Source organism: Ruminococcus sp. RTP21484sp1_RTP21277st1_D2_RTP21277_210401 (assembly GCF_040924225.1).
GTDB classification, from domain to species: Bacteria; Bacillota; Clostridia; order Lachnospirales; family Lachnospiraceae; genus Blautia_A; species Blautia_A faecis.
Window position 1 is genome coordinate 1 of record NZ_JBCOMJ010000021.1, and the last position, 23898, is coordinate 23898.

At 41.4% G+C, this 23898-nt stretch carries 17 protein-coding genes, 2 tRNA genes and 1 pseudogene; 2 read left to right on the top strand and 18 right to left on the bottom strand.

Features of this window, described 5'->3' with window-relative positions; all coding sequences use genetic code 11:
- The 6 genes and pseudogenes from AB5706_RS14140 to AB5706_RS14165 form a co-directional block, all read right to left on the bottom strand.
- Positions 1-395: pseudogene (locus AB5706_RS14140) on the bottom strand (hypothetical protein); the annotation flags it as partial.
- Positions 392-1102 carry a LytR/AlgR family response regulator transcription factor gene (locus AB5706_RS14145; protein ID WP_173769723.1) on the bottom strand — a complete coding sequence of 237 codons (711 nt, stop codon included), beginning with the start codon at positions 1100-1102 and terminating at the stop codon, positions 392-394. The gene AB5706_RS14145 and the pseudogene AB5706_RS14140, both read right to left, overlap by 4 nt.
- 190 nt (positions 1103-1292) lie before the next feature.
- Positions 1293-2864: an MFS transporter gene (locus tag AB5706_RS14150; protein ID WP_202030779.1), complete on the bottom strand. Its 1572-nt coding sequence runs from the start codon at positions 2862-2864 to the stop codon at positions 1293-1295.
- Between the two features lie 110 nt (positions 2865-2974).
- The gene (locus tag AB5706_RS14155) at positions 2975-4426 is read right to left on the bottom strand and encodes a family 43 glycosylhydrolase (RefSeq protein ID WP_173772114.1); all 1452 of its coding nucleotides are present in this window, start codon (positions 4424-4426) and stop codon (positions 2975-2977) included.
- 236 nt (positions 4427-4662) lie between these two features.
- A tRNA-Arg gene (locus AB5706_RS14160) sits at positions 4663-4736 on the bottom strand.
- A gap of 4 nt (positions 4737-4740) precedes the next feature.
- A tRNA-Tyr gene (locus AB5706_RS14165) sits at positions 4741-4825 on the bottom strand.
- Between the two features lie 469 nt (positions 4826-5294).
- Here AB5706_RS14165 and AB5706_RS14170 point away from each other — a divergent pair.
- The gene (locus tag AB5706_RS14170) at positions 5295-5762 is read left to right on the top strand and encodes a DUF2798 domain-containing protein (protein ID WP_118577555.1); all 468 of its coding nucleotides are present in this window, start codon (positions 5295-5297) and stop codon (positions 5760-5762) included.
- 177 nt (positions 5763-5939) lie between these two features.
- Here the strand turns inward: AB5706_RS14170 and AB5706_RS14175 are convergent, their stop codons facing one another.
- From AB5706_RS14175 to AB5706_RS14215, 9 genes are all read right to left on the bottom strand, one after another.
- Positions 5940-7058 carry a hypothetical protein gene (locus tag AB5706_RS14175; protein WP_173770705.1) on the bottom strand — a complete coding sequence of 373 codons (1119 nt, stop codon included), beginning with the start codon at positions 7056-7058 and terminating at the stop codon, positions 5940-5942.
- 399 nt (positions 7059-7457) lie between these two features.
- Entirely contained in the window at positions 7458-8468 is a 1011-nt protein-coding gene (locus AB5706_RS14180; RefSeq protein WP_118577557.1) for an alpha/beta hydrolase family protein, read from the bottom strand.
- Between the two features lie 25 nt (positions 8469-8493).
- Positions 8494-9483, bottom strand: a complete 990-nt coding sequence (locus AB5706_RS14185; RefSeq protein ID WP_118577558.1) for a nucleotidyltransferase family protein — start codon at positions 9481-9483, stop codon at positions 8494-8496.
- Between the two features lie 399 nt (positions 9484-9882).
- Positions 9883-13464, bottom strand: coding sequence for a family 78 glycoside hydrolase catalytic domain (locus tag AB5706_RS14190; protein ID WP_173770706.1), 3582 nt, complete (start codon positions 13462-13464; stop codon positions 9883-9885).
- 280 nt (positions 13465-13744) lie between these two features.
- On the bottom strand, positions 13745-14698 hold the full coding sequence (locus AB5706_RS14195) for a carbohydrate kinase family protein (RefSeq protein ID WP_173770707.1): 954 nt from the start codon (positions 14696-14698) through the stop codon (positions 13745-13747).
- Between the two features lie 108 nt (positions 14699-14806).
- Positions 14807-16291: a glycoside hydrolase family 32 protein gene (locus AB5706_RS14200; RefSeq protein WP_173770708.1), complete on the bottom strand. Its 1485-nt coding sequence runs from the start codon at positions 16289-16291 to the stop codon at positions 14807-14809.
- Positions 16292-16336: 45 nt separating this feature from the next.
- The gene (locus AB5706_RS14205) at positions 16337-18016 is read right to left on the bottom strand and encodes a type 2 periplasmic-binding domain-containing protein (protein ID WP_173770709.1); all 1680 of its coding nucleotides are present in this window, start codon (positions 18014-18016) and stop codon (positions 16337-16339) included.
- 21 nt (positions 18017-18037) lie between these two features.
- Positions 18038-18931 (bottom strand): carbohydrate ABC transporter permease, encoded by an 894-nt coding sequence (locus tag AB5706_RS14210; RefSeq protein WP_118577562.1) that lies wholly within the window; start codon positions 18929-18931, stop codon positions 18038-18040.
- Positions 18932-18943: 12 nt separating this feature from the next.
- A complete protein-coding gene (locus AB5706_RS14215; RefSeq protein WP_187565186.1) occupies positions 18944-19882 on the bottom strand; it encodes an ABC transporter permease in 939 nt (312 codons plus the stop codon).
- A gap of 253 nt (positions 19883-20135) precedes the next feature.
- Between AB5706_RS14215 and AB5706_RS14220 the strand changes: the two genes are divergently transcribed.
- The gene (locus AB5706_RS14220; RefSeq protein ID WP_195589251.1) at positions 20136-21161 is read left to right on the top strand and encodes a LacI family DNA-binding transcriptional regulator; all 1026 of its coding nucleotides are present in this window, start codon (positions 20136-20138) and stop codon (positions 21159-21161) included.
- 214 nt (positions 21162-21375) lie between these two features.
- Here AB5706_RS14220 and AB5706_RS14225 read toward each other — a convergent pair whose 3' ends face one another.
- From AB5706_RS14225 to AB5706_RS14235, 3 genes are all read right to left on the bottom strand, one after another.
- Positions 21376-22656: an ATP-binding protein gene (locus AB5706_RS14225; protein WP_195589253.1), complete on the bottom strand. Its 1281-nt coding sequence runs from the start codon at positions 22654-22656 to the stop codon at positions 21376-21378.
- A 1-nt stretch (position 22657) separates the two neighbouring features.
- Positions 22658-23368, bottom strand: a complete 711-nt coding sequence (locus tag AB5706_RS14230; protein ID WP_118577566.1) for a LytR/AlgR family response regulator transcription factor — start codon at positions 23366-23368, stop codon at positions 22658-22660.
- A 107-nt stretch (positions 23369-23475) separates the two neighbouring features.
- On the bottom strand, positions 23476-23898 hold the full coding sequence (locus tag AB5706_RS14235; RefSeq protein WP_173715761.1) for a hypothetical protein: 423 nt from the start codon (positions 23896-23898) through the stop codon (positions 23476-23478).

The following is a 23898-nucleotide window of genomic DNA, read 5'->3' on the forward strand; positions in this document are numbered from 1 at the left end:
CTCCATAGCATCTGCTCTGGTGTCCCCTTCTCCTGACCGCTGAAATCACCTGTATAAAAATAATGGATCTGCCAGCACAAAGATGCTGCAAATTCTGCGTTAATAAATGCCTTTGCACAGAAGAATCCGGTTTCACGCCATGGAAGCTCTCCTGCCATCCTGATGTACAAAAGCATCAGCAAAAACACACAAACCATAAGAGGCATGAAAAACATCTGCTTTATTCCATCTGTAAAAAACATAACGGTAAAAATACTGATAAAGCTCAACACCCCATACACATATTTCCACACATCTTTTTTCCCGCATCCATGCACAAGAATCATTACCAGTGCAGAAAGCCAGTAGGAAATGGCATAATAATATCCGGGAGTGTTGACTACTGTGCCTCTCATTTTTCCACCTCATTCATATATTCATTCAGGGCATCCAGGAAGGGCTTCCGCCTGCTTCTGCTCACCTGGATCGTATCGCCGTTTACCATAATATCACTGCCTTGATAAGTCTCTACAAATTCCAGATTTACCAGATAACAGCGGTTACACCGAAAATATTTCTTCGGATCAAACTGATTATCTGTATCCCTCATAGTGCCCTTTGTCTCAAAATCCCCATCCAGAGTGTGGTAGATCAGCACATGGTCCTGAACCTCCACGTAACAAATCCGCGCCACATCCAGCTTCTTTTTACCTCCCTTCAGAACAATGGTAATGTACTCCTTCTCCGGTGTCTTCACCTTTGCCAGAGCCCTTACCATACTCTCTGAAAATGAAAAATAGGAAATTGGCTTCAAAATATAATCCAGCGCATTTACCTTATATCCCTGAATGGCATACTGAGGCATGTTTGTAATAAAAATAATAATTACATTTGTATCAAGCTCGCGGATTTTTTCTGCTGCTTTCATTCCATTGAGAAACGCCATCTCAATATCCAGAATAATAAGGTCATAGCTGGCAGTGTAATCGGTCACAATATCCTCTCCGTCCTGAAATTCTGTTACGGAAAATTTCATCTGGTTCTCTTTTTCATAACGATTCAGGCATTTCTTCAACGCCTCCCGGTCATGCCTGTCATCCTCTACAATTGCAATTCTTATCATAATTATTTCTCACCTATCCTATTCAATCAAACGGATACTCCAATCCGCTTTGCTGCCTTCTCATAATCGAATAGCTTCTTCGCAGCTTATTCGGCTAAAACGGCTCCCTGGCACAGTGACACTGCACCAGGGAGCCGGAATCACTTGTGTTAACTAAGAATAGTATAACAGGAAACAGGTTCTGAAACAATTAGATATTAGCTGCTTTCTTCTGATTTTCTTTGATCTTTTTCTGGTCCTCTTCAATGTGTTTTTCTACATCCAGACGGCTCATAAGAATGATAACAACTGCATATGTGATCACATCTGCCGCCAGGAATGCGAATGCAAGCACCTGCTCCACGCCGCCCATTTGGCGATATACCACCTGACCTGTATAATTTGCCACATTTTCAACAATTTCCAAGGTCTGCGGATTACATGCAATACCGGTATTGCTGTAACCAGCAAAGGTAAGAAGACTGTTCAGCACACCGATACAGAGTCCGCTAAGACCTACCATAATGGAGCTATAAACAGACATTGTAAATCCATCGCTTCGGAAACCATTTTTCGCTTCCAGGTGATCCAGCACATCAGAAAGAAGCGCCATCGTCACATACATTGCCGGAATACTTCCGATTCCTTTCAGTACCATACTTGCAGCAACCATTCCGAAGCTGTGTACATTCAGGAAACAGACAAGGCCGCCTACAACGGAGAAGCAAAGTCCTGTAACAACAGCTCTCTTTTTGCCCAGCTTACGGGCAATTGGCCATGCCACTACCATACCAACGGCAGTAGGAATTCCACCAACCAAACCAAGTGTTGACATTAATGCTCCGGAAGTCTGCTCCGGATTTGCAGAATTAATTACACTGTCAAACATCCATCTTACATAGAAGCTCATGGAACTGTTTTTGACTAGCTGACCAAACTGGAAAATCAGGAAATAGAGAATGATGATCCACCAGTATTTGTTGTGGATACAGCCTTCCAGCTGTTTTTTCAGCGGCATCTTCTCTTCCTTTACATTCAGATTGATAGTTTCCTCTGTAATACGCTCTCTTGTAAAATAATATTCCAGCATACAGCCAAATGCACTTACCAGGCAAAGAACTATGGAAATAATCCTCCAGTGTGAATAGCTTGCATCCACATCGATTCCGCCGTCCTTTGTCACAAACAGAAAGCTCTGAAGAAGGATCGGCACTACAATGCTGGCTCCAACTCCTGCGGAAGCAACCATTGCTGCATTTGACAGTGTCGCAAGAAGCCCGCGGCTCTCAGAATTTCTGGTAGAAAGAGAAACCATGGAGCTATGTGCACAGTAAAAACATGGATATGCAAGTGCATAGTACAGGTTATAGGACACTGCGATCCAGATCATCTGCACTGCATTATTGCCCTTAGTTGGTGTCATAAACATAAGAATAATGGCTATGATCAGCATTGGTGCTGCAATGATCAGGTAAGGTCTTGCTTTTCCCTGTGTACTTCTGGTGTTGTCGATCCACTGCCCGATCATCAGATTTCCGAGAACTACAAAAATCACAGATACGATTGGCAGAAGTGTGGCAAATGCTCCGAATTTCGTCCAGCCAAGTACATCCACATAATAACGGTTCAGATAGGCACCGAAAATGGCATTGGCAAACATGGCGCAAAAGGGCGCCAGAAAATATCCAATGGCAATTTCCGGAAGCTTCACCTGATCGGATTTGATTCTTGTTTTAAAAACCGGCTTTTCTGCAAGTTTTTTTGCAAAATTAGTAATGTTCAAATATTTCGCCTCCTGGGTTTATTTGACTCTTAAGATAAACTCTTTTTCCCTTTATTTAAGCTCTGTCTTCCATTTGCAGGCAGAATATTTCCTGCACATTTAATGGAATCTTACTTCAGATCAAAAGACATAAAATTAAATGCGCCAGTTCCCTTGTAACTGAAGTACAGTGCCTCTTTCTCACCGAGTCCGTTTACATCAGCTGCAAAACCGTGCTGTTCCTTGCAAGGTTTTACCTGAATCTTTGCCACTGGCTTGCCGCCTTCCTCTGTGGATACATAAACAATTCCCGTTGCTTTTCCCTTAATATTAATACGAACCTTAGAGGTCTCACGCAGGTCAAAATATTTGAAGCCTGCAACTGCTCCGTCACACATATTGGCAATATACTGATCTGACCCCTGCTCACGATCCTTTCCTTCCTGAGTCAGATATGGATGACCGGACTTTGGATGTTTGATCATACTTAAGAAACGGGTTCCTTTTTTGCCATATACGTTGCAGGCAATGTAGGAAGGATAGTTTCCTTTTCCCTTAAGCGGTCCGTCATTCAGACCACAGGAGGTCATCTCTGCCTGATAGAATTTGCCATTCTCGAAGCGGATGCGCTCTGCACAGGCCTGACGGGAAGACTGCTTACGGTTACTGTGTCTGTGATAGAAAACATAATAGCTTCCATTAATCTCGATCAGGCTTCCGTGAGTGTTTCCGGTGCAGTTTCTTGCATTTTTTACATCTGTGATTCCAGGAAGGCCGATGTCCCCGTTGCTGACCAGAACACCGCCAAACTCAAAGCCCTCTGTAGGGTTATCGCTTGTTGCATAGCAAAGCTCATGGCTGTTCAGGGAACTGTAGATGAAGTAATAGGTTCCATTGAATTTACGCATGGAGCTTGCCTCCAGGAAGGGATGTCCCTCATAAGAACTTCCCGGTGCTTCTTTCTCACTGGCAATTCCAATGTATTTCGGTCCCATTTTTACAGTAAGCATATCTGCCGGGTCCAGCTCGAAGCACATTGCACCGTGCTCAGTCGGCTTGGATCCATCAAGCAGAAGGGGATTTCCCTGAAGGGCAAAGCCTGTGTAAAGATACAGCTTTCCATCATCATCCATAAAAACGCCCGGGTCAAACTGCAGCGGCTCCTCTTTCTTTCCAATAGGAGTGCTGTCTGCATATTTTACATAACCATAGAATTCATATTTGCCTGCCGGCTTGTCACAGACAGCCACAGAGATCATCTTGGTGCCGCCCATGAAATAATAAAGATAAAATCTTCCGTCCGGTCCCTGGATCATATCCGGTGCTGCCAGACCATTTGTAAGACGGATCTTCGGTGCTGCCGGATCCTGCTCTCTTTTGAAAATAACACCCTCATAACGCCAGTTGCCCAGATCGTCTACCGGCGCTGACCAGCATACATAATCTCCCAGACAGAAATTCAAGCCGTTAAAAAGATCATGAGAACCATATATGTATACACGTCCATCTACAATATGCGGCTCCGCATCCGGCACGTATTCCCAGCTTGGCAGGTACGGATTTACAGCCTGCTTTGTTTTCATACCTGTTATCCTCCATTTATTATTTTACATGTTTCATATCATGGATTTATTATAACACCCTGCAATTTCTGTACCTGTTTTTAACGTAAATTGTAACAAATTTATCGCAAATAGCACATCTTTAAAGTCCAGCGGTTGAAGCTCAATAAAAAAACTGTCCAGTCACAGACAGCTTTCTTCCTTTACACCATTTCCTTACCTGATTCACTTTACTCCAAGGCATCTGCCATTGGAAGCACTCCTGGAGAGATTCGAACTCTCGACACCGCGCTTCGTAGACGCGTGCTCTATCCAGCTGAGCTACAGGAGTATACTCGGTCATGAGGGAATCGAACCCACTCGTGTTATGATAACAGCGGATTTACAGTCCGCTCCGCCTCCTTAGCGGGATAATGACCGATATGATTTCTTGCATGTTTTATATTACCAGAAGAACTACATATTCTGCAATAAACCACTAGTTTAATATAACCAAGGAACATAAGTAAAGTTACTGTTCACTCCGTTCACAGTAACGCGCTTCGCGATGCACAGAAATCATGCATTCGCATGATTTCGCGCCGCAATTCTCGGGTTTTCTGTGAACTTTGTTCACAAAAAACGCCTCGCGGAACGTTACCAGTGAACAGTAACTAAGTAAAACTGCATTCTGACTTATAAAAAATCCCCATTACCATTTCTTAGTCCATCTTATATATCGATTTTCTTATTGCATTTTCCCATTTATCTGGTATAATAATCATTCGGTAAACAATTCAATAACAAATTAGCTCTGGTATAAAATTGGAAACGACACAAGTGTACACTTGATAACGAACAACACATGTGTCTTTTTTGTACCCATTTTTAGAAAAAGGAGAACAATTTTATGCCAAAAACTAAGTTTCAAAATGTTATTTTCACTCTGATGATGGCTTTCCTTATGGTCTACGCCATGATCTGCTACAACATTTCCCTGAACATCGGTGGAATGAGCAACCAGGTATTTCTCATGGCTTTCGGCGAAATGAAGATTATGTGGCCGGTTGCATTTGTACTGGAGTTCTTTATTGTTGATAACCTTGCCCATAAGCTTGCTTTTCGTATTGTCACACCTAAAGACAGACCTTTCGCCATCACAGTTGCAATTTCTGTTATGATCATCTGCATTATGTGCCCGATCATGAGCTTAATTGCCACAATCTTGTTTAAAAATGCGGGTTCCCAGTTCGTTGCCGTATGGCTCCAGACCACTTTCATGAACTTCCCGGTAGCCTTCTTCTGGCAGCTTATGTACTGTGGACCGCTGATCCGTTTTCTCTTCGGGAAAATGTTTCCGGAGAAACAAGATGCATAAGCGTACCTGTTAGCAGTTTTCATATAAATTTGAAGGATTTTAAAAGGCATTGCAGGATATAGCCTCTCCCTAACGTTTGACTCCAAAATCAAATCGTTTACAGACGCCATATAATTCCTTGCAATGCCTTTTCTCGTTAAACTTTCTCAGCTACTATTCTGTAATTTCTAATCCAAATCAAGAAGTATGTACTGCCATTGTTGTATTCTCGATAAACCCTTCACACATTTTCTGTACTTTTTTAAGCGGCAGCTCGGAAATTGCCGCAATTTCTTTCTGTGAATACCCCCGAGAAAACATGTTAAAAACGGTCCTGCGATCTTTTTCTCTGGCCTGTCTTCTCATTTCTTTTTTCATCTCTTTCTTCATTTCTTTCCGCGTTGCTGCTCTCGCTTCATCTGCATACATTTGCATTGCGCCATCCCATGCCTTACACATATCCTTCACCTCCACAACCTCTTCATCAACAAATTCATATTGCTCCAGTAATATCGCCAAAAGCCATCTGGTTTCTTGACTTAGCTTTCGTATTTCTTCGTTACTCTCTTCTACGTATTTTCTCAATTCGTCTTTTTTACGGCTGTGCTTCATAAGCTGGAAAATATCTTTCCATTCCGTGTGAAACAACTCAGGATTCTGTTCATGAATATCTATCATACAAATATCATAATCAGGAAGCCTGTCTGAAAAACTCATCACATTTTCCGGGATGTCCATCATTTCCTGTAATTTTAACTTACTCTTCCACCTTTTCTCTCCCAGGTATAATACCTGATGAAATACCGGAAGCAATGGACGACGGATTCGGCGCCGTTTTTTCCCACGTTTTCCTCTTCCCCAAAACATTTGCTGGGATTTTCTTTTCCACTCTTTTAGCTGATCTGTATATTCTATGCTGTCATATGTAAAACATCTCACAGGCATCTCATAATTTGCCCCAGATTCAACTTCACATGCCAACAAAAATCTACAGCCTGGCTTATCGTGGAGACGAAGGAAATCGCGCTCTCTTTCCAGATACATGAGCTTCGCGCTGTCATCCCCGAATTCTCCCTCTTCAAAAACACCTTTTTCCCTGGCAATTTCCTCTTCGCCGTATTTTTCAGAACTGTTTTTCTTTTGTATATTTTTTGCCATAATCGACTGTTTATATGATACTCTCTTCTTCCTTTGTACTTCCTTAAGATAACATGGATCCACAATCTGCTTTCCTGCAAATAAGGTACCATTCACAAAATCTGCAAAGCGTTCGTTATCTTTCAGATACTCCTGTAGTCCCTGGTCTTTTACACCCAAGTTTCACCACCTTCTTTATTACGCTTATTTCACAGGAATACTTCACCGAATGGCAATGAATAGACTGCTGTTCATGAGCTGAACCGCCTACGAATAGTACATAGAGTTCCTAAGATGTGAATTCAGCGTAACATAAAATATAATGTACTGCAAGGAGTTTATATTTTTTTAAGAATCATTCCTCGTTAATATTATACCATTTGTATTTATTTTATACAATATTATTTTTATAAAATATATACTTAAATAAAAAAAGGCATTGTAGAACATGCCGCCCAAAAGTCAGACATTAAAATCTAACTTTTAGTACGCGGTATAATATCCTTGCAATGCCTTTAATTCATAACGATCTATAAATACGCCCTACATGTTTTTTTCACTTTTTGGTTTCCTAAACCTTTATTCTTCCTCTTTCAAATGCACATCCAAAAATTCCAATCCAACTGTCTCCGCATAGTCTCTTCCCTCTTCAAAGTTCATCTCGAAACCATGGGTAGATTTTTTTCCATAAATGGGAATCAGAACAGAACCTTCCCCTGTATACGCTTCCTCAATTGCCTTTTCAGAATAGCTGTATGGCACCAGGCTGTCATTGATTCCGTGAATGATCATCACGTCTCCGTCATATGCGCTGATAGTGCCATAAACATCCAGATCATAAACTGTTTTCACATACTCAGAACCCACAGTTCCTACCGGCATCTCAGCTCTGTCTTCCGGAATATCATATGCGGAATCATACATTTCCCGGGCATTATCCGCAATACAAAACGCCGGATAAATCAGGATCATAGCAGCCACATCATCTTTTCTGTCTGCAGCAGTCAGAGCACTTACAAGTCCTCCCTGGCTCTGTCCCAGAAGGAAAAGATGATCCTGATCCACATAATCCTTTGTTTTCACAAAGTCCATAACAGCACTTAAATCTTCTTTCTCAGTCATCACTGTCATATCCATGAAATCTACGTCACTGTTTCCGTTAAGGGAACCGCCGCAGAAGTCAAATGTATAAACCACATATCCATCCTGAGCCGCCTTTTCCGGCCATTTTGCACGCTCTACCATCTGGGAAGTAGAACCGATTCCGTGGCTCATAATGATTACTGGATAAGTCTTTGTTTCGTCAAAATCTTCCGGATAATAGAACTGTCCGTAAATATTATTGTCTCCATTTTTGCACCAGGAAACCACCTTTGTGCAGCCTTCTAGTTCTGTAGTGTATCCCTCTTCAATCTCCGGATTGTCAGACTCTTCTAAATCAGCATCTTCCTCGCCTTCAGAATTAGAACTGTCCTCTGCTTCCTCTGTCTGCTCTTCTGCGTTTTCCTCAGCCCAGACAGTCACACTTACACAGCTCACACTCAATACTGCTGCCACCCCTAAAGCAATTAACATCTTTTTCTTTAACATCTTTATTGCTCCACTTACTTTTTTCTCAATCAATCACATCATTCTGAAATCTGGACAAATGCTCATAAGGCAGAATCAATCTGCCTCGGAACAATCCACAGCCATCGTTGATCAGACTGTTATTTACCGCAGAAAACATATTCACGTCAAGATCTGCTAATTCCAGGGAAAGTAGCTTCATCCCCCGCTCATAAGCCTCATCAAAGTAAACACATTCCCCTTCCGGGATCACATCTCTTCTGGCTCGCTCGTCCTGCTGGCGTTTCTCATAGCCCAGATGATTGGCCGGTCCGATTTCCGCAGTATCATCCATTTTCTGGGTGCGGAGCTGTACCTCCATGTAGGATCTGGAGCTGTTATCATAGAACGTAATATGTAAAGACTGATACCCATATTCACTGGTACCACAAATATAATCTCTGTAATAAGGCTTTACATCATCATTTAGTTGATCAGAAGTACTCAATTTCACTCCCTGAGCCGATTCTGCTGTAAAGCCTCTCTCTTCCAGAAATCCTGGCAGCACATTTGCAATCTCATAAAGATAGCGGATAGACGCCTGCTCCTGGTCTTCCCCTGGCTTCAAATGACATCTTGGCATACAGACCACGATCCTGTAAGCAATAAAATCACGGAAGCAGCTCAGCTTGTTTTTCAACTCTGCAACCGACGGATAGGTACCATTTTCCCTGTAATAATCATAAATATATTCCACTACATATCCATTAAATTTCTCTTCTGCCCGGATCAGGGACTTGATCCTGCCTTTAAATGTAAAGGCAAGAAACGGATATTCATGGGCCATATATTTATAAAATTCCCGGATCTTCTGGGACTGAGCTGTCAGGAAGTCATTATGCTCCAAAAGTTCCGTGATCTGGATCAAAAAATTGCTGTGCACCAGATCGATCTCATTATGGTTCTTTTTCGCTTCCTTGCGCAGATCCTCTGTATATTTCTGTAAAATCTTTAAAACTGTATCTCCGGAATATAAATAATCATTAAGTGTGATCATAACTTTCACCTCGCATGTGGACATTCTTTTTCATGTCAGTCAGGCAATCAGCAAAATTATACACGCTGACATATCTTCTTGTATTTTATACATATTCTAACAGGCTTTTACAATTTAGCAAGAGAAAGTTTCCTAATAAACCAGCTATCATAAGCCAGCATCTGCCTGGAGCGTGTTTGAAAAAGGTTTTCTGCAATCTGCCACACCACATTTTTCTCACGCGACTGAAATTGAATACTCAGTAGCAAAAAGGCCAGTACCACGAAGCTCTCTTTCCTGATTTCAGGAAAAATACTCCGTCAGTACTGACCTTTTTATAATTCAATCATAATAAAGTGAAGGATTTTATCTATGATTCTCTATAAACTACTCTGGCAGCGAGTATTCCAACATAACTCATTATGCAGCTGTCACTGTCACATTTCCGTCTGTTACTTCGAAGTGGTAAGTTCCAGCTACCAGCTCCATCTGCTGTGTCTCAACCGCATTATGTGTTGCCGCACCTGTCACAGTTACGCCGTCGCATGCAGTGACCTCACCAGATACTGGCAGGTATAAGGTTGCGGAGGTATTTGCCGGAACGGTCACATCATAGGATGTCATCACACCGTCAGCTGCTGTCCAGCCGCTCTTAATGGTTCCATAAACAGAATCATAGCTTCCCTTTGCCTCTGTGAAGTCACCACCTACAGTGGGCTGAAGGATAAAGTGCTGATAGCCAGGCTGTGTCTCGTCAGACTTGATTCCAAGCTGGTAAGCTACCATCCACTCGTAAACTGCACCAAGTGAATAATGGTTAAAGGAGTTCATGCTGTTGTTTCCGTTAAATCCAAGCTCATTTGTATAACCGTTCCAACGCTCCCAGATACTGGTTGCACCCTGTGTTACCGGATAGAGCCAGGAAGCATAGTCTGTGGACTCAAACAGCTTGTAAGCAGTATCATTTAAGCCATAATCGGAAAGTGCATTTAACAGGTTTCCAGTTGCATTAAATCCAGTTGTCAAAGTGTAAGGAACAATCGGCATTCCATCACTGTCCTCACCGGAAGCCTCTGCGATTGTTGCGTTATAATTCTCCAGAACTTTTTCCAGATTCTCATCACTTACCACATGGAAACGAAGAGGAGTTGCATAAGAAGCCTGTGTATCTTGAATCTCGCCCTTAGTGTTCTTTGTTTTTCCAGTGTCCGGATCAATGAAAAACTCATTCCATGCTTCTCTTGCAGTTGCAGCTGTCTCACGATAGCTTTCTGCCTTATCTGTATCGCCCATAACATCCGCAAGAACTGCTGCCTGATCCAGACAGTTAATATAAAGCACATTTCCAAGCATCACACCGTCAGTCGGGATTCTGGAAAGGTGGTCACAAAGTGTACCAGTCTCACCTGTCAGACGTGCATCCTCCTTCTTATCTCCATTTCCATTCTTATAACTCATTGGAGTAGAGGCAAGATGATCCACATACGCATAAATATTATCAATGTTATCTTTTACAATGTCCAGTTTTCCGGTCTGCATATACAGGTTGTACGGAATGGTTACAACCAGACAGTTCCAGGTAATACCGAAGCTCTGTCCGTTATGCTGGATTTTGTCATCAGCTTCCAGATCATAATTCACAAATGCCGGACAATACTGGGAAGACATTCCTGTTTCACCGCAATCTGCACGGACAGTATCCATCCACTGGCGCATGAAATTGTATGTATCAGCTACATAAGAGCCAGACAGTGCATAAATCTGCGCATCTCCAGTCCATCCCATACGCTCGTCACGCTGCGGGCAGTCTGTTGGAATGGAAATGTAGTTACTGGTTGTTGAGTTTGTAATGTTCGTAAACAGCTGGTTGGTCAGCTCATTAGAGGACTCATATTCAGCACTTGCGTCCAGTGAAGAAAGTACCTGCATTTTAATGCAGTCTGCCGGAAGCTCCTGATCCAGACCTGTGATCTCAATGTAACGATATCCGTGGAAAGTAAGGTCTGGTGCAAATACATTCTCTCCCTCTTTCATGGTATAGAAATCCGTTACCATTGCAGTACGATAATTCTCCACCATCAGCATTCCGTCAACACCTTCACTGGTGTACTCCTCCAGTTCCGGGTAAAGGATCTCTGCGAAACGAACGGTTACTGTCTCGCCTGGCTTTGCGTATTCTTCTGGAATTGTGATTACCGGAACACCGGAAACATTTTCGCCCATATCGTAAATGTAAGAACCAGATCCCTCTTTTGTTTCGCCAAGAGCCTCTTTTACATCGTTAGTACGGATTAAATGAACCGGCTCATCATAGCGGGAAACCAGCTGATAATCTGCAAACTGTTTTCTTGTCTCGATTTCAGAGGAAGCAGTCCATGCAGAGTCATCATATCCAGCCTCTGTCCAGCCCTCTACAGCAGCCTCTTTTGTCGCATCATATCTTTCTCCCTGGAAAAGAGAGGCCAGACGTACCGGGCCATCGTTATAATAAGTCCAGCTGCCGTCATCGGTTACTACTGTGTCACTGGAGCCGTCTGTATAGTTCACTACCAGTTTTGCCATCAGTGCAGGCTGGTCTCCATAGTAGTTGTTGTTTGTGCACTCGAAGGTAGTCATACCAGTCCACCAACCTTCACCCAGGATTGCTCCCATTGCGTTTTCGCCAGTCTGAAGGTAATCGGTTACGTCATAGGAATTGTACGCAAGAATGGAATCATACTCTGTGGAGCCTGGGTTAAACCATTCTTCCGGCGCAACTTCCTGTCCGTTGATATAGAAATCGTAGATACCCTGTGCAGTCAGGTAAAGTCTTGCAGACTCTATCTCTGATTTTGCTTCGAAATCTGTACGAACCATCGGTGCTGCTGCGTAGGAAGGATCTGCATATCCAAGAACTCCTGCGTTACCTCCATTTACAGTAATTGTATTTCCATCTACAGTTACACCATCCATTCCATCAAAAATGGAATAAGTTGCACCTGTCTCTGCATCCAGAAGAGTTCCGGTTGCATATTTTCCGCCGTTTTCGATCTTATAATCTGTGAATGTGGCGCTGTCACCTGTATTTGCTGCAAAACCTACAGAATTTAAGTTCGGAAAAGTGTTTCCGTTTTCCATGGTGTTTACCAGAATGTCATCTCCCACCTTGGTTCCGTCAACTGTGATGGAAAGTGTACTTGCAGTACAGAAAATATTAATGTGGTGAACATCGTTTTTGTTCTTCTCTGTAATCAAAGTATTCAGATCTTCATCATCTTCAATTGTGAAAAATGGAGTTGTAGGATCATCGTCTTTTGCATAGCCCATGCGGTAAGCGTTAATCTTCGCACCACCGTTCGCGCCAACACCGGAAAGATCCAGTTCTACGCGGACATAGTTTTCGCCCTTCTGCATTTCGCTGTTGAACACTTTGTTCTCCAAACGGAAATCATCTGCGCCAAGAATAAAGGATGCCCCGTTACTGCCCTCTGCCACCTGAACATCTGCGGAAATATTAAAAACTGCTTTAGATGCTGCATCCAGAGAAAGCTCTCCTGCACCGATCCATTTGGCTCCACCCCAGGATGCTGAACTTGTATCCATCAAACCAGTCTCAAAGGTTGCAGTCTCAGACTGAATGGAATTATCCTTGTTATCGGTCACAGTCACTTTCCAGCTGTACTGAGTAGCCGGAGTCAGGCTGCTTCCCTCATATTTGATCTCATTTGACTGGCTGCTCTCGACCACACCGGAATCCCAGACCACGCTTCCCTCTTTATCCTGCACAACAATCTGATAAGATTTCTGAGCTGCCCCAATCTCACCAGACTGCATCTGCCAGGAAAAAGCAGGGTTGGTCTCGTCAACGCCAATTGGGTTTGTGCGTCCCTGGGTTTCCAGATTTACAATTGCAGGTTCCGCTGCTGCCTCAACTGCCGCTTCTTCAGCGAACACACTTACCGGTCCATTGCCAACCAGGAGTGTCACGCCCATGAATGCGGCAAGCACTTGTTTCATACTCATGAATTTTTCTCCTCCTCGATTTTTCTGTGAAAATCCCGGACAACATCTAATCAGTGTCATTGATGCAGATCAGATGGCTTTCATATTTTGTGATGTCCGTTATTTTAACTATTTTTTCTTACCTTGCTTATTTTGCATTGTACCATTTTCACAGTAAAATAATCGTTTTCGTCGTAAAGTGTGCATATTTATACGTCAAATGAAATTTAAACTATTTTCTACTACAATAAAGGAACCTCCAAAGAAGTCCCTTTATTGTATTCCTATTCTTTTGAATATTTTATATTAATAGCTTTATTTCTTTTTCTTCCGGCATTACTCTCAGTGCGCCTTTTCTTGTTGTGATAATTGAGGCAGCTGCATTGGCAAATGTTAACATTTCAGCCAGATTTTCCTCTTTTAGTCCATTAATTCCATGTTCACAGACATAGTGCAATACACAGCCGCAGAAGGTATCTCCTGCTCCGGTTGTCTCGATGGTATTCTCCTGTAAAAACGGCTTTACTTCCACCATCATTTCATTATAATAAGCACGGCTTCCTTCTTTGCCCATAGACACAAGGATCAGCGGAATCTGATATCTTTCCAGGATCCAGTTTACACCAGCAGTATAATCCTCTTCCCCTGTCAGCCACTGAATTTCATTATCTGAAATCTTTAAAATCTGGCAATGTCCAAGACCATATAATACCTGCTCTCTCGCCTCATCCAGAGATTCCCAGAGCGGTGGGCGTAAATTGGGATCAAAGGAAATAACGGCACCAGCTTCCTCTGCAATATGAATTGCCGCCTTGGTTGCCTCCCGCACTCCTTCATGAGTCATAGACAATGTGCCAAAATGAAAAATTTTCGTATCTTTGAGAATATCTTCGCGAATCTCTGCTTTGTTCAGCATCATATCCGCTCCTGGATTACGGTAAAAAGAGAAATCCCTGTCTCCATCGGGATATGTATGTACCATAGCAAGGGTTGTATGGATCTTTTCGTCTGTACATAATCCAGTGTCATCAATTCCAGCTTCTTTTATTGCAGTTCTCAGCTGTTCTCCGAAGAAATCGTTTCCCACTTTCCCGATAAATGCTGTCTTATGTCCCAGCTTCGCCAGCATTGCAAGTACATTACAAGGTGCCCCTCCCGGGTTCGCTTCAAAAAGCGGATTTCCCTGACTGCTTTTTCCATTCTCAGTAAAATCAATCAATAATTCGCCCAGTGCCGTTACATCATATTTTTTCATATGCATCTCCTGATTCATATATTTGGCATTCAGCCCAGTCAGACGCAACGCCATGAACTGAACTCACTGCTGTAAACAATACCTATTCATAACCGCCTTATACGACTTTTATGCCAGATCATATTTCACTACATCGATTCTGGCAGCACCATTCACAGCAAAAGAAATTCCCTTTGCATCCTGCTCTGTAAGAATAACAGCAGACATAACCTGTTCTCCGTCATTGATAAATATTTCCGCGCTGAATCTGTCCAGAATTACTCGTAATTTCAATTCATTACAGTCACCATTTACCAGACATTCTCTCTGATGAACCACTGCACGTTCGCTTCCGGAGAAGCTTCTGTCGATTTTCAAAACTGATTCATCTGGACGGAATCGTAAAGTGGAATGATATTTTTCATTCTCTGCAAAACAGAGTTCGAATTTTTTATAAAGCTTATCTTTATCTACCGGTCGTATTACAAGCTCCAGATCTACGGTACGTCCTTCAATCTGGTCAAGTGTGATTCTGGTGTCTTTAATCACAACATCCCTGTACTCGACTTTATTTGCACGCATGGAATCCAGTTCTCTGACCGGAACCTGATACAATCTTCCGTTTTTCACTGACAACTCTCTTGGAAGGCTCATTTGTGCAAACCATTTAGAATCATTCCTGCGATAAGCAAGAGTATCCCAGTTCTGCATCCAGGCAATCATAATTCTTCTTCCATCTGGAGCAAGCAATGTCTGCATTGCATAACAGTCAATTCCATAATCCACACTCTGATAAGACTGTTCCTTCAAAGTATGTGTCTCAGAATCCAGATCTCCTATGATACATAATGTTCCATTTCCATTATGATATTCCATTCCTTCCGGAATCATGTCCTGTGGGCTTGTCAGAAGCACATATTTGCCGTCCAGTTCAAAGAAATCCGGACATTCCCACATCTTTCCATAGCGGTTTTTATTCTCTGCCAAAGTACTTACAAATTCCCATTCAAAACCATTTTTACTTCTGTAAAGAAGAATTTGTCCGCTTCCATCAGCAGGACGACTTCCTATAACACAATAAAAGTTTCCGTCTTTTTCTTTCCAGATTTTTGGGTCACGGAAATCTACTTTGCTTGCACCTTCCGGCAGATCTTTAAAGGTCAGGACCGGATTTTTGTCATACTTCACGTAATCCTTTCCATCTCCCACAGCCACCGCCTGTGTCTGAACATCCCTTGCGGTTCCGTCCTCCAGTATTTCCCGGTCCACAGCAGTATACATAAGCAGCTGTCTGCCGTCCTCCAGCTCTATGGCACTTCCGGAAAAGCAGCCCACTTTATCGTAATCCTGGTCTGGTGCCAATGCTGCCGGGAGATAGTCCCAATGCAGCAGATCCTTACTTACCACATGCCCCCAGTGCATGCTGTCCCAATGTGTGTTATATGGATTGTACTGATAAAACAAATGGTATTCTCCCTTATAGCAGGAAAATCCATTGGGATCATTCATCCATCCAACATAAGGAGTTATATGAAAAGCCGGTCTGTCTTCCGCTTTAATCTGCTGTCCCTGTGTAAATTCATATTTTCTTGCCTTTTCTAACATTTCGCTCATGAAAAATCTCCTGTCAAAGTCGTTGTTCAATTCTTACATCTTTTGTTACTTTTCCACGCTTAAGGATTCCTGATACTGATCAAAATATTTCTGCTTAATTGAAAGATAATCTGAAAGCCCGTACTTCTCCATCTTTTCCAGGTAGGAATCCCATTCTTCTTCAATTCCTCCGTTCAGGATCCAGTCAGCTTTCTTCTGTTCTGCATATTTTTTAATATCGGTATCATACTGTGATACTTTGTTTGTATCATCAATACTCATAAATACATTCGGATAAACATATTTGCTGTTCATATCCTGTAAATATGTCTCGTGCATATTATCCAGACGCCATTTCGCATCTTCCGGCTGTGTCACATATACATCATAATATTCATTCAGCACGGCCAGAGGGCCATTTACAGATTGCGCCTCACGCACTTCCACTGGAGACTGCTCTCCCAGATCCATATGTTTTAACATTTCGCCGCCGTCTTTGTTTGTAGACAGTTCAAAAATGTTAAAGGAATCCTCTTCGCCATAAGTACCCCAGTTATTCTGCGGAGACTGGAGGGGTGCATACATCTGATCAATCCATGCAGCAGCAAGTGCTGTATTACGACAGCTGGATGTAAGAACACATCTTCCACGGTCAAATCCACTGGTTTCACTGTTGTTCTGTCTGGTAATATTTCTCATGCCATCCGGCCCGGTCAGTGCCGGAAGCATCACATAATCTGTATTGTTATCTATATTCGCAATATCCCATGTGAAGCAGAGTCCGTAACGGTGATTCTTTCCTTTTGCAACATAAGTAGACCACTCCTGTGTAAAGGCTTCCGGATCTACAAGATCTTCTGTCACCAGTTTATGAAGCCATTCAATTCCTTCCTTGTAGCCTTCCTGAACAGTTGTATAAATTACTTTTCCTTCATCTGTTACCGCGAAATGATCTCCTGTGTCTCCGTAACCCTCTCCAAATCCGTTTATTAAAATCGCCGGATCCTGATCTCCGTTATTGATAATAAAGGACATTGGAATTACATCACCTTCAATGGAAAATTCTTTCTCCAGTTCTTCTGCATGATCGCGGAACTGAATCAGTACCTGTTCCAGTTCGTCTGTTGTTGTAGGAATCTCAAGTCCAAGGTAGTCAAGCCATTTTTTATTAATATATGGAATATCTCCAATCGCCTGAATTGCTTCTTTTCCTGCACCAAGCTGTTCAATCCACGGGAAAGAATAGATATGTCCATCCGGTGCTGTACACATAGTCCTGTACTCTGGGTATTTTTCAAACACAGCCTGAAGATTCGGCATATATTTGTCAATCAGATTTTCCAATGGAATAATAATTCCCTGCTTGGCATAACGCAGCAGGTCATAATCACTCATACCTGCATTAAACAGACCATCCGGCAGATTTCCAAACTGAGCCAATGCCAGATTCTTTTTATCGGAAAACTGATCTGATACAAAACAGGTCCAATCAATATGAACATTTGTCTGTTCTTCCAGTCTCTGAAAAATCACCCTTTTATTCGGATCCTGTGTTGAGGTAGCCGGTGCACTTGTAATAAAGGAAAGTTCCGCGGTTTCTTTCAATGGAAACTGTACATCAGATACTGGTGTGTCAGGATTAATCTCGGCATCAAGCATCTGCTCTTTTCCACACCCAGCCATACTTATCATCATCGTCAAAGAAAGCCCAAGTGCAAGTAAACCTTTTACTCTGTTTTTCTTCATATCTGTATCGTTCCTTTCTTATCAGCCTTTTACTGATCCGACCATAATTCCCTGATCAAAATACTTCTGGAAGAATGGGTACATTACTAAAAGCGGTAAGCTTGATACTACAATGGTTGCATATTTCAGCTGTTCCGCTACCTTTGCCATTTCAGCAGTACTCTGAATATCTGCAATCATACCTGGCTGCGGAGTATTCTGTACCAGAATGGAACGAAGTACTAACTGCAGAGGCTGAAGATTTGCATCATTCAGATAAATCATTGCATCAAAATAGCTGTTCCACATTCCTACAAATGACCACAGTGCAAGTACTGCAATGATCGGCTTACATACCGGCATCATGATTTTGAAGAAATGCTGGATCTCATTGGCTCCGTCAATTGCGGAAGCTTCTCTTAATTCTGCCGGGATTGACTGGTAGTATGTTCTTGCAAGGATCATATTCCATACATTAAATGCTCCAGGAATCAAAACTGCCCAGACTGTATTTACCATATGCAGCTGATTGATTAAAATAAAAGTCGGGATCATTCCACCGCCAAAGAACATTGTAATCAGGAAAATGAGATTGAAAAATTTTCTTCCCACAAATTCCTTCTTGGACAATGGATACGCTGCCAGCAATGTTATAAAAACAGAAATAGCTGTAAATGCAAGTGAATACAGAAAAGAATTCAGGAATCCACGCCAGATCATCTCATTTTCCAGTACTCTGCGATATGCATCCAAAGTCCAGTCCTTAATATGAAAACTCAGTCCCTGATTATTCAAAACTGTAGGATCCATAAAAGAGGCCAGCACTACATACACGATTGGAATTGCAATAGAAAGTACAAACAGTCCAAGAATCAGGAATCCAATTCCAAGGATAAGACAGTCTGTCTTCGAATATTTTTTCTTTATTTTCTCCATCTTCGCTTCCTCCTATAATCCTTCTCCGTCGTTCAGCTTCTTTACCACCCAGTTTACAAAAACTAACAGAATTACATTTACTACTGAATTAAACAGACCAACAGCCGTCGAATAACCATAATCGCCGTTCAAAAGACCAATACGGTATACATATGTTGATAAAATTTCTGATGCCGGCAGGTTCATATCTGTCTGTAATGCATAGGCTTTCTCAAATCCAATACTCATAATATTTCCAGCCTGCAGAATAAACTGAATTACAATAATATTTTTGATTGCAGGAAGCTCCACATACCAGATCTGCTGCAGAAGATTTGCGCCATCCATAATAGCTGCTTCTTCCAGTTCTTTGCTTGCATTGGATAAAGCAGCCGTGTACATAATAGAGGCCCAGCCTGCTGTCTGCCAGATTCCACTTGCTATGTAAATGGTGCGGAAAGCAGATGGCATTGTCATCCAGTTTGTACTGATTCCTAAAAGCTTATTCAGAGGTCCAACCGGAGAAAGCAGCATACGTACCATACCACAAAGTACAATTACAGATATAAAGTTCGGCATATAGACCAGAAGCTGTACTTTCTTCTTAACTCCGGTTCTGCGGATACGATTTAAAAGCAATGCCAGAATGATCGGAACCGGAAAGCCCCACAACAGTCCATAAATACTCAGTTTTAACGTATTCAACAGGTAGTTCATAAAATCCGGTGAAGATAAAAACCGCCTGAAATATTCAAGTCCAACCCATGGACTTCCAAGCACTCCCTTGATTACGTTGTAATCCTCAAATGCAATCAGAAGTCCTCCCATAGGGAGATACTTAAAGATAATTGTCAGCAAAAGCCCTGGCATTAAGAAAAAAAGATATAACTGCCAGTTTTTCTTCACATAGTTAACCTTATCTTGCCATGTTTGCTTTTTCACGGGTATTGTTTGGTTCTGCATTTTTTTCATGCACCTCTCCTCCATTCCTTTCCCTTTTCGTTCTCAGAACCGGTTAAGTAACCGGTTACTTTATAGCTCGATGTTACTACATCCAAGTTCATATGTCAACACTTTTTCAAGCTAAAATAACCGGTTACGTAATCGGTTATTTTAGCATTGCCTTTTTTTTAAATAATTGCTATACTAAAAAAATAATATAATCCCAGTAATTAAAAGATTCCCCAATATTATTCTCATTTATTTATAAGGAGATTAAATTTTTATGGCAAAAAAACAGGTGACATTTGCAGATATTGCAGAATATACTCATTTTTCAAAAACTACAATATCACGGTATTTCAATCATCCCGATTCTCTTACGCTTGAAAATCAGGAAAAGATTTCACAGGCCCTTGATACCCTTGGCTATAAAAAAAATAAACTTGCAAAAGTTCTGGCAAATGGTAAAAGTGAGTTTATCGGAATTATTGTTCCAAATCTCTACTTGCATTACTACTCTGAAATGCTGACACAGCTTCTTTCAAGCTATAGTAACTACCATTACAAATTTCTTGTTTTTTCCAGTGAACACGGTGCCGAAGAGGAACAACAGTATATTGAAGAGCTTCTTTCCTATCAGATTGAGGGGCTTATTGTTTTAAGCCATACACTGTCATCCAAAAAGCTGGCTTCCTATCAGATTCCTGTCATTGCCATTGAGCGAGAGGCAGAATATATCAGCAGCATTACCACTGACAATTATATGGGTTCCCTTCAGGCTACCTCCCTGTTAATTCGTGATAAATGTGATATATTGATTCATATCAATGTCAATGTTGAAAAAACAGTCCCGGCTTATGATCGTATACGTGCATTTGAGGAAACATGTAAAGAATATCAGGTTCCTTATGACATTGATCTAAGCGTAAGCGGCAATTCTTATCAAGAGATTTTAAATGTGATAAGACGTATCTTTACAAGAATTGAAGAAAAGTATCCGAATCAAAAAAAAGGTATCTTTCTTGCGAATGATACCTATGCCAATATGTTTCTCAATTTAATTTTCCAGAAATATGGTAAATTACCACCTACTTACGAAATTATAGGTTTTGATAATTCTCCAATTGCCAGTGAATCAATCCTTCCGATCACAACTGTCGGTCAGCAAATTGATGTTATTGCACAGACTGCCATGGAGCTTCTGGTGCAGCAGATGGAAGAGCAAAAAAAGCGAGCGCCTAAGCCACTGGAAAAGCCAATTCACAAACAGATCACTCCGGTGCTGATTCGCCGGAATACTACCAGTTAACTTATTTCTATCGTATATTATTAAAGCGAACATTCCAGGTCCGCTTCGCTACTTGCTCATAAACGCAGTCGCTTCGCGATCTGTCAGTGGGAGCTGAAGGCTCCCACTGACAGAAGCATTCCCCCTCACCTGCTGCTTAGTGCTCCGCGCACTTGAAGCGGGGGAATGCATATCTGCGTTCAAAAAAAGGCACCTCCCCAGTTTGAAAAAGGCTCTAATCTAGAACTGGAAAAATAATATCTACACTAAAAATCTTTTCTTCCAAATTCGCCACAAGATTTCCGCCATATTTTTCCACCACATATTGAATACTTTTCATGCCAAAGCCATGATAATTATCATCTCCTTTGGTACTCACCGGAAGCCCATTACGAAATTCCAGTTCATCCTCGCAATAATTCTCAATATGAATCCCCATCACATCCTGTCTCGCATATCCGATGAGGCTGATAATTCTCTTTTCAACTGGCAGCTCCGCTGCACATTCAATAGCGTTATCTAAAGCATTTCCAAATATGGCAGCGATATCTCCCGATTTAATACCAGTAAGCTTCTCTCCATCAATCATATATGAAAACTTAATTTGATATTTTTCACAAAGAAGATTCTTTTCTGAAAGAATAATATCCAATGGCTGGCAGCCTGTTTTCGCAAGCCCGTCATAAATATCTACTGCTTTACGTATTTCTTCCAGCTGGCCATGATCTGCATTTCCGGCTTGTTCCAATTCCAGAATCCGGTGCTTAAAATCATGACATTTCATGTTAATGATTTCAACTGTTTTCTTTGACAACTCATACTGTTTTGCATTTTCCTTTATTAACTGCTCAAGAGCCAGATTTTCTTCATTGAGCCGGGACTGCTCCAGAAGCCCAAACTGCATAAAAAGAGATAAAATACAGCAGAATACAAATGGAACACGGCACGCCATAACCATATCCAACTTTTCACTGATCAGCCAGCTTTGAAGGAGCCAGCAGACACATAAGGAAATAATGGCTACCCAAAGTACACGGACTCTGTTCTGGCTGATATTCGGAAAATTTTTTATTTTTGCTGCACAAGTGAGATAGCAAATAATATATACAATGGTAAATCCAATGACCATTTCCGTGGAAAGCATCTTGAAAGAAGTTTTGGTCACGATACAAATCAGCACCTGAATATTGCTTCCAAGATTCTGTACAGTAAAAGCTCCAATTGTACAAAATAAAATATCCAAAAAAGAACGCCTGAAGCAAAACCACATGTAAAGCTGCATAAAAACAAGCACAATAAAGGTTCGAATTCCGCTTATATATTGACCAATTATAATTGGAAGGGTAACTCCCAAAAGCAGACAGGCAGTTCCCCCTACAAGCAGGCGTAACCAGAAGCGTTTCCTTTTTTTTAGATGGAAAAAGAACATAGCTTCCGCTATAAAAAGTTGGATGATAAAACAGGTAATTCCCTGTATTTCACTTGTAGATGAAGCTAATATTTCATAAATTGCCACGTCAGTTTCCTCCCCGGTTAATGTACATTGTCATTTGATCTATAAAAGTTTTTTTATAAGAACGGGAAATCGATAATTCCTTTCCATTTACAAACACGCTGTTTCCCTGATAGCGGGAAATCCATTCCAGATTTACACAAAAGGATTTGCTGCAACAGGAGAAGCGACCTGTCGGAAGCTGTGCTATAAAATCTCCCATTGTGCTTCGCAGGCGAAAGGTCTCTTTCGAAGTATGAAGATAAAGATAATGCTTTGCACTTTCAATATAAATCAGATCTGCAATATCAATTTTAACAGTTCCCTGTTCAGAAGGAACATATATCTGATAACCATGAAGCTTTTTACAGATTCGGATCGCTTTGTCCAGTTTCAGCGAAAAGTTGAAATATTCAATAGGCTTTACCATAAAATCAAGAGCCTGCACTTCATATCCGTTAATGGCATATTGCGCCATATTGGTAATAAAAATAAGAGGAATCTGGCTATCAAATTCCCGCAGTTTTCTGGCGGTGTCAAGACCATTCATATGAGGCATTTCAATATCCATAAGAGCAATGTCGCAGCTGGCTTTATAATCGCTGATAAAATTTAATCCGTTTTCAAAGCATTCTACAGCTAACGGTTCCTGTTTTTCTTCTGAATAGCGTAATATATAGTCTTGAAGAATTTTTGCACTTTTCTTATCATCTTCCACAATAGCAATGGTAATCATAGTTATCCTCCATGGTATAATGAAAAAGCCGGAGTCCTTTTGGGCATTCCGGCTTTTTCATTATACCATGTAAATATTAATTTGTGCCATATTTTACAGCAGATAAATCAAGCTTTTGTCTCATCCTTACAAGTGCATTTCTGAAATCCAGAATAAGAGGAAACAATATATGCAATCATGGAAAGTGCCATAAGTACGGCTGAAATTATGAATTTTTTTATGGTTGCAAACTCATAAAGTCCTGATACCACATATCCAATAAAATCAACTTGTGTATAAAAACTGTTAACAAGTGCTGCTGCAGTCAGAATTGCATTTGCAGTAAGCAGAAGGCTTGTCCACTTAAAATCAGGTGCCACCTTCAAAACGATCATCGCAAGAATCTGCAGAACCACTGTTACAAGCAGCAGAACCTCAATATAAGATTCTGTATGTCCTGACTGGCGGTACATTACAAAGCCGATCAGCGCAAGGATTGCAGCCACAAAGCTTAAGTAAAAACCAAATGTTTTATTTTTCAGATATCCCAT

What these genes read in the sequence shown, in the direction of transcription:
- AB5706_RS14145 (WP_173769723.1), bottom strand. Translation starts at nt 1,102, where the DNA reads ATGATAAGAATTGCAATTGTAGAGGATGACAGGCATGACCGGGAGGCG.
- AB5706_RS14195 (WP_173770707.1), bottom strand. Translation starts at nt 14,698, where the DNA reads ATGAAAAAATATGATGTAACGGCACTGGGCGAATTATTGATTGATTTT.
- AB5706_RS14230 (WP_118577566.1), bottom strand. Translation starts at nt 23,368, where the DNA reads ATGATTACCATTGCTATTGTGGAAGATGATAAGAAAAGTGCAAAAATT.
- AB5706_RS14180 (WP_118577557.1), bottom strand. Translation starts at nt 8,468, where the DNA reads ATGTTAAAGAAAAAGATGTTAATTGCTTTAGGGGTGGCAGCAGTATTG.
- AB5706_RS14220 (WP_195589251.1), top strand. Translation starts at nt 20,136, where the DNA reads ATGGCAAAAAAACAGGTGACATTTGCAGATATTGCAGAATATACTCAT.
- AB5706_RS14235 (WP_173715761.1), bottom strand. Translation starts at nt 23,898, where the DNA reads ATGGGATATCTGAAAAATAAAACATTTGGTTTTTACTTAAGCTTTGTG.
- AB5706_RS14170 (WP_118577555.1), top strand. Translation starts at nt 5,295, where the DNA reads ATGCCAAAAACTAAGTTTCAAAATGTTATTTTCACTCTGATGATGGCT.
- AB5706_RS14215 (WP_187565186.1), bottom strand. Translation starts at nt 19,882, where the DNA reads ATGAAAAAAATGCAGAACCAAACAATACCCGTGAAAAAGCAAACATGG.
- AB5706_RS14200 (WP_173770708.1), bottom strand. Translation starts at nt 16,291, where the DNA reads ATGAGCGAAATGTTAGAAAAGGCAAGAAAATATGAATTTACACAGGGA.
- AB5706_RS14190 (WP_173770706.1), bottom strand. Translation starts at nt 13,464, where the DNA reads ATGAGTATGAAACAAGTGCTTGCCGCATTCATGGGCGTGACACTCCTG.
- AB5706_RS14205 (WP_173770709.1), bottom strand. Translation starts at nt 18,016, where the DNA reads ATGAAGAAAAACAGAGTAAAAGGTTTACTTGCACTTGGGCTTTCTTTG.
- AB5706_RS14185 (WP_118577558.1), bottom strand. Translation starts at nt 9,483, where the DNA reads ATGATCACACTTAATGATTATTTATATTCCGGAGATACAGTTTTAAAG.
- AB5706_RS14210 (WP_118577562.1), bottom strand. Translation starts at nt 18,931, where the DNA reads ATGGAGAAAATAAAGAAAAAATATTCGAAGACAGACTGTCTTATCCTT.
- AB5706_RS14155 (WP_173772114.1), bottom strand. Translation starts at nt 4,426, where the DNA reads ATGAAAACAAAGCAGGCTGTAAATCCGTACCTGCCAAGCTGGGAATAC.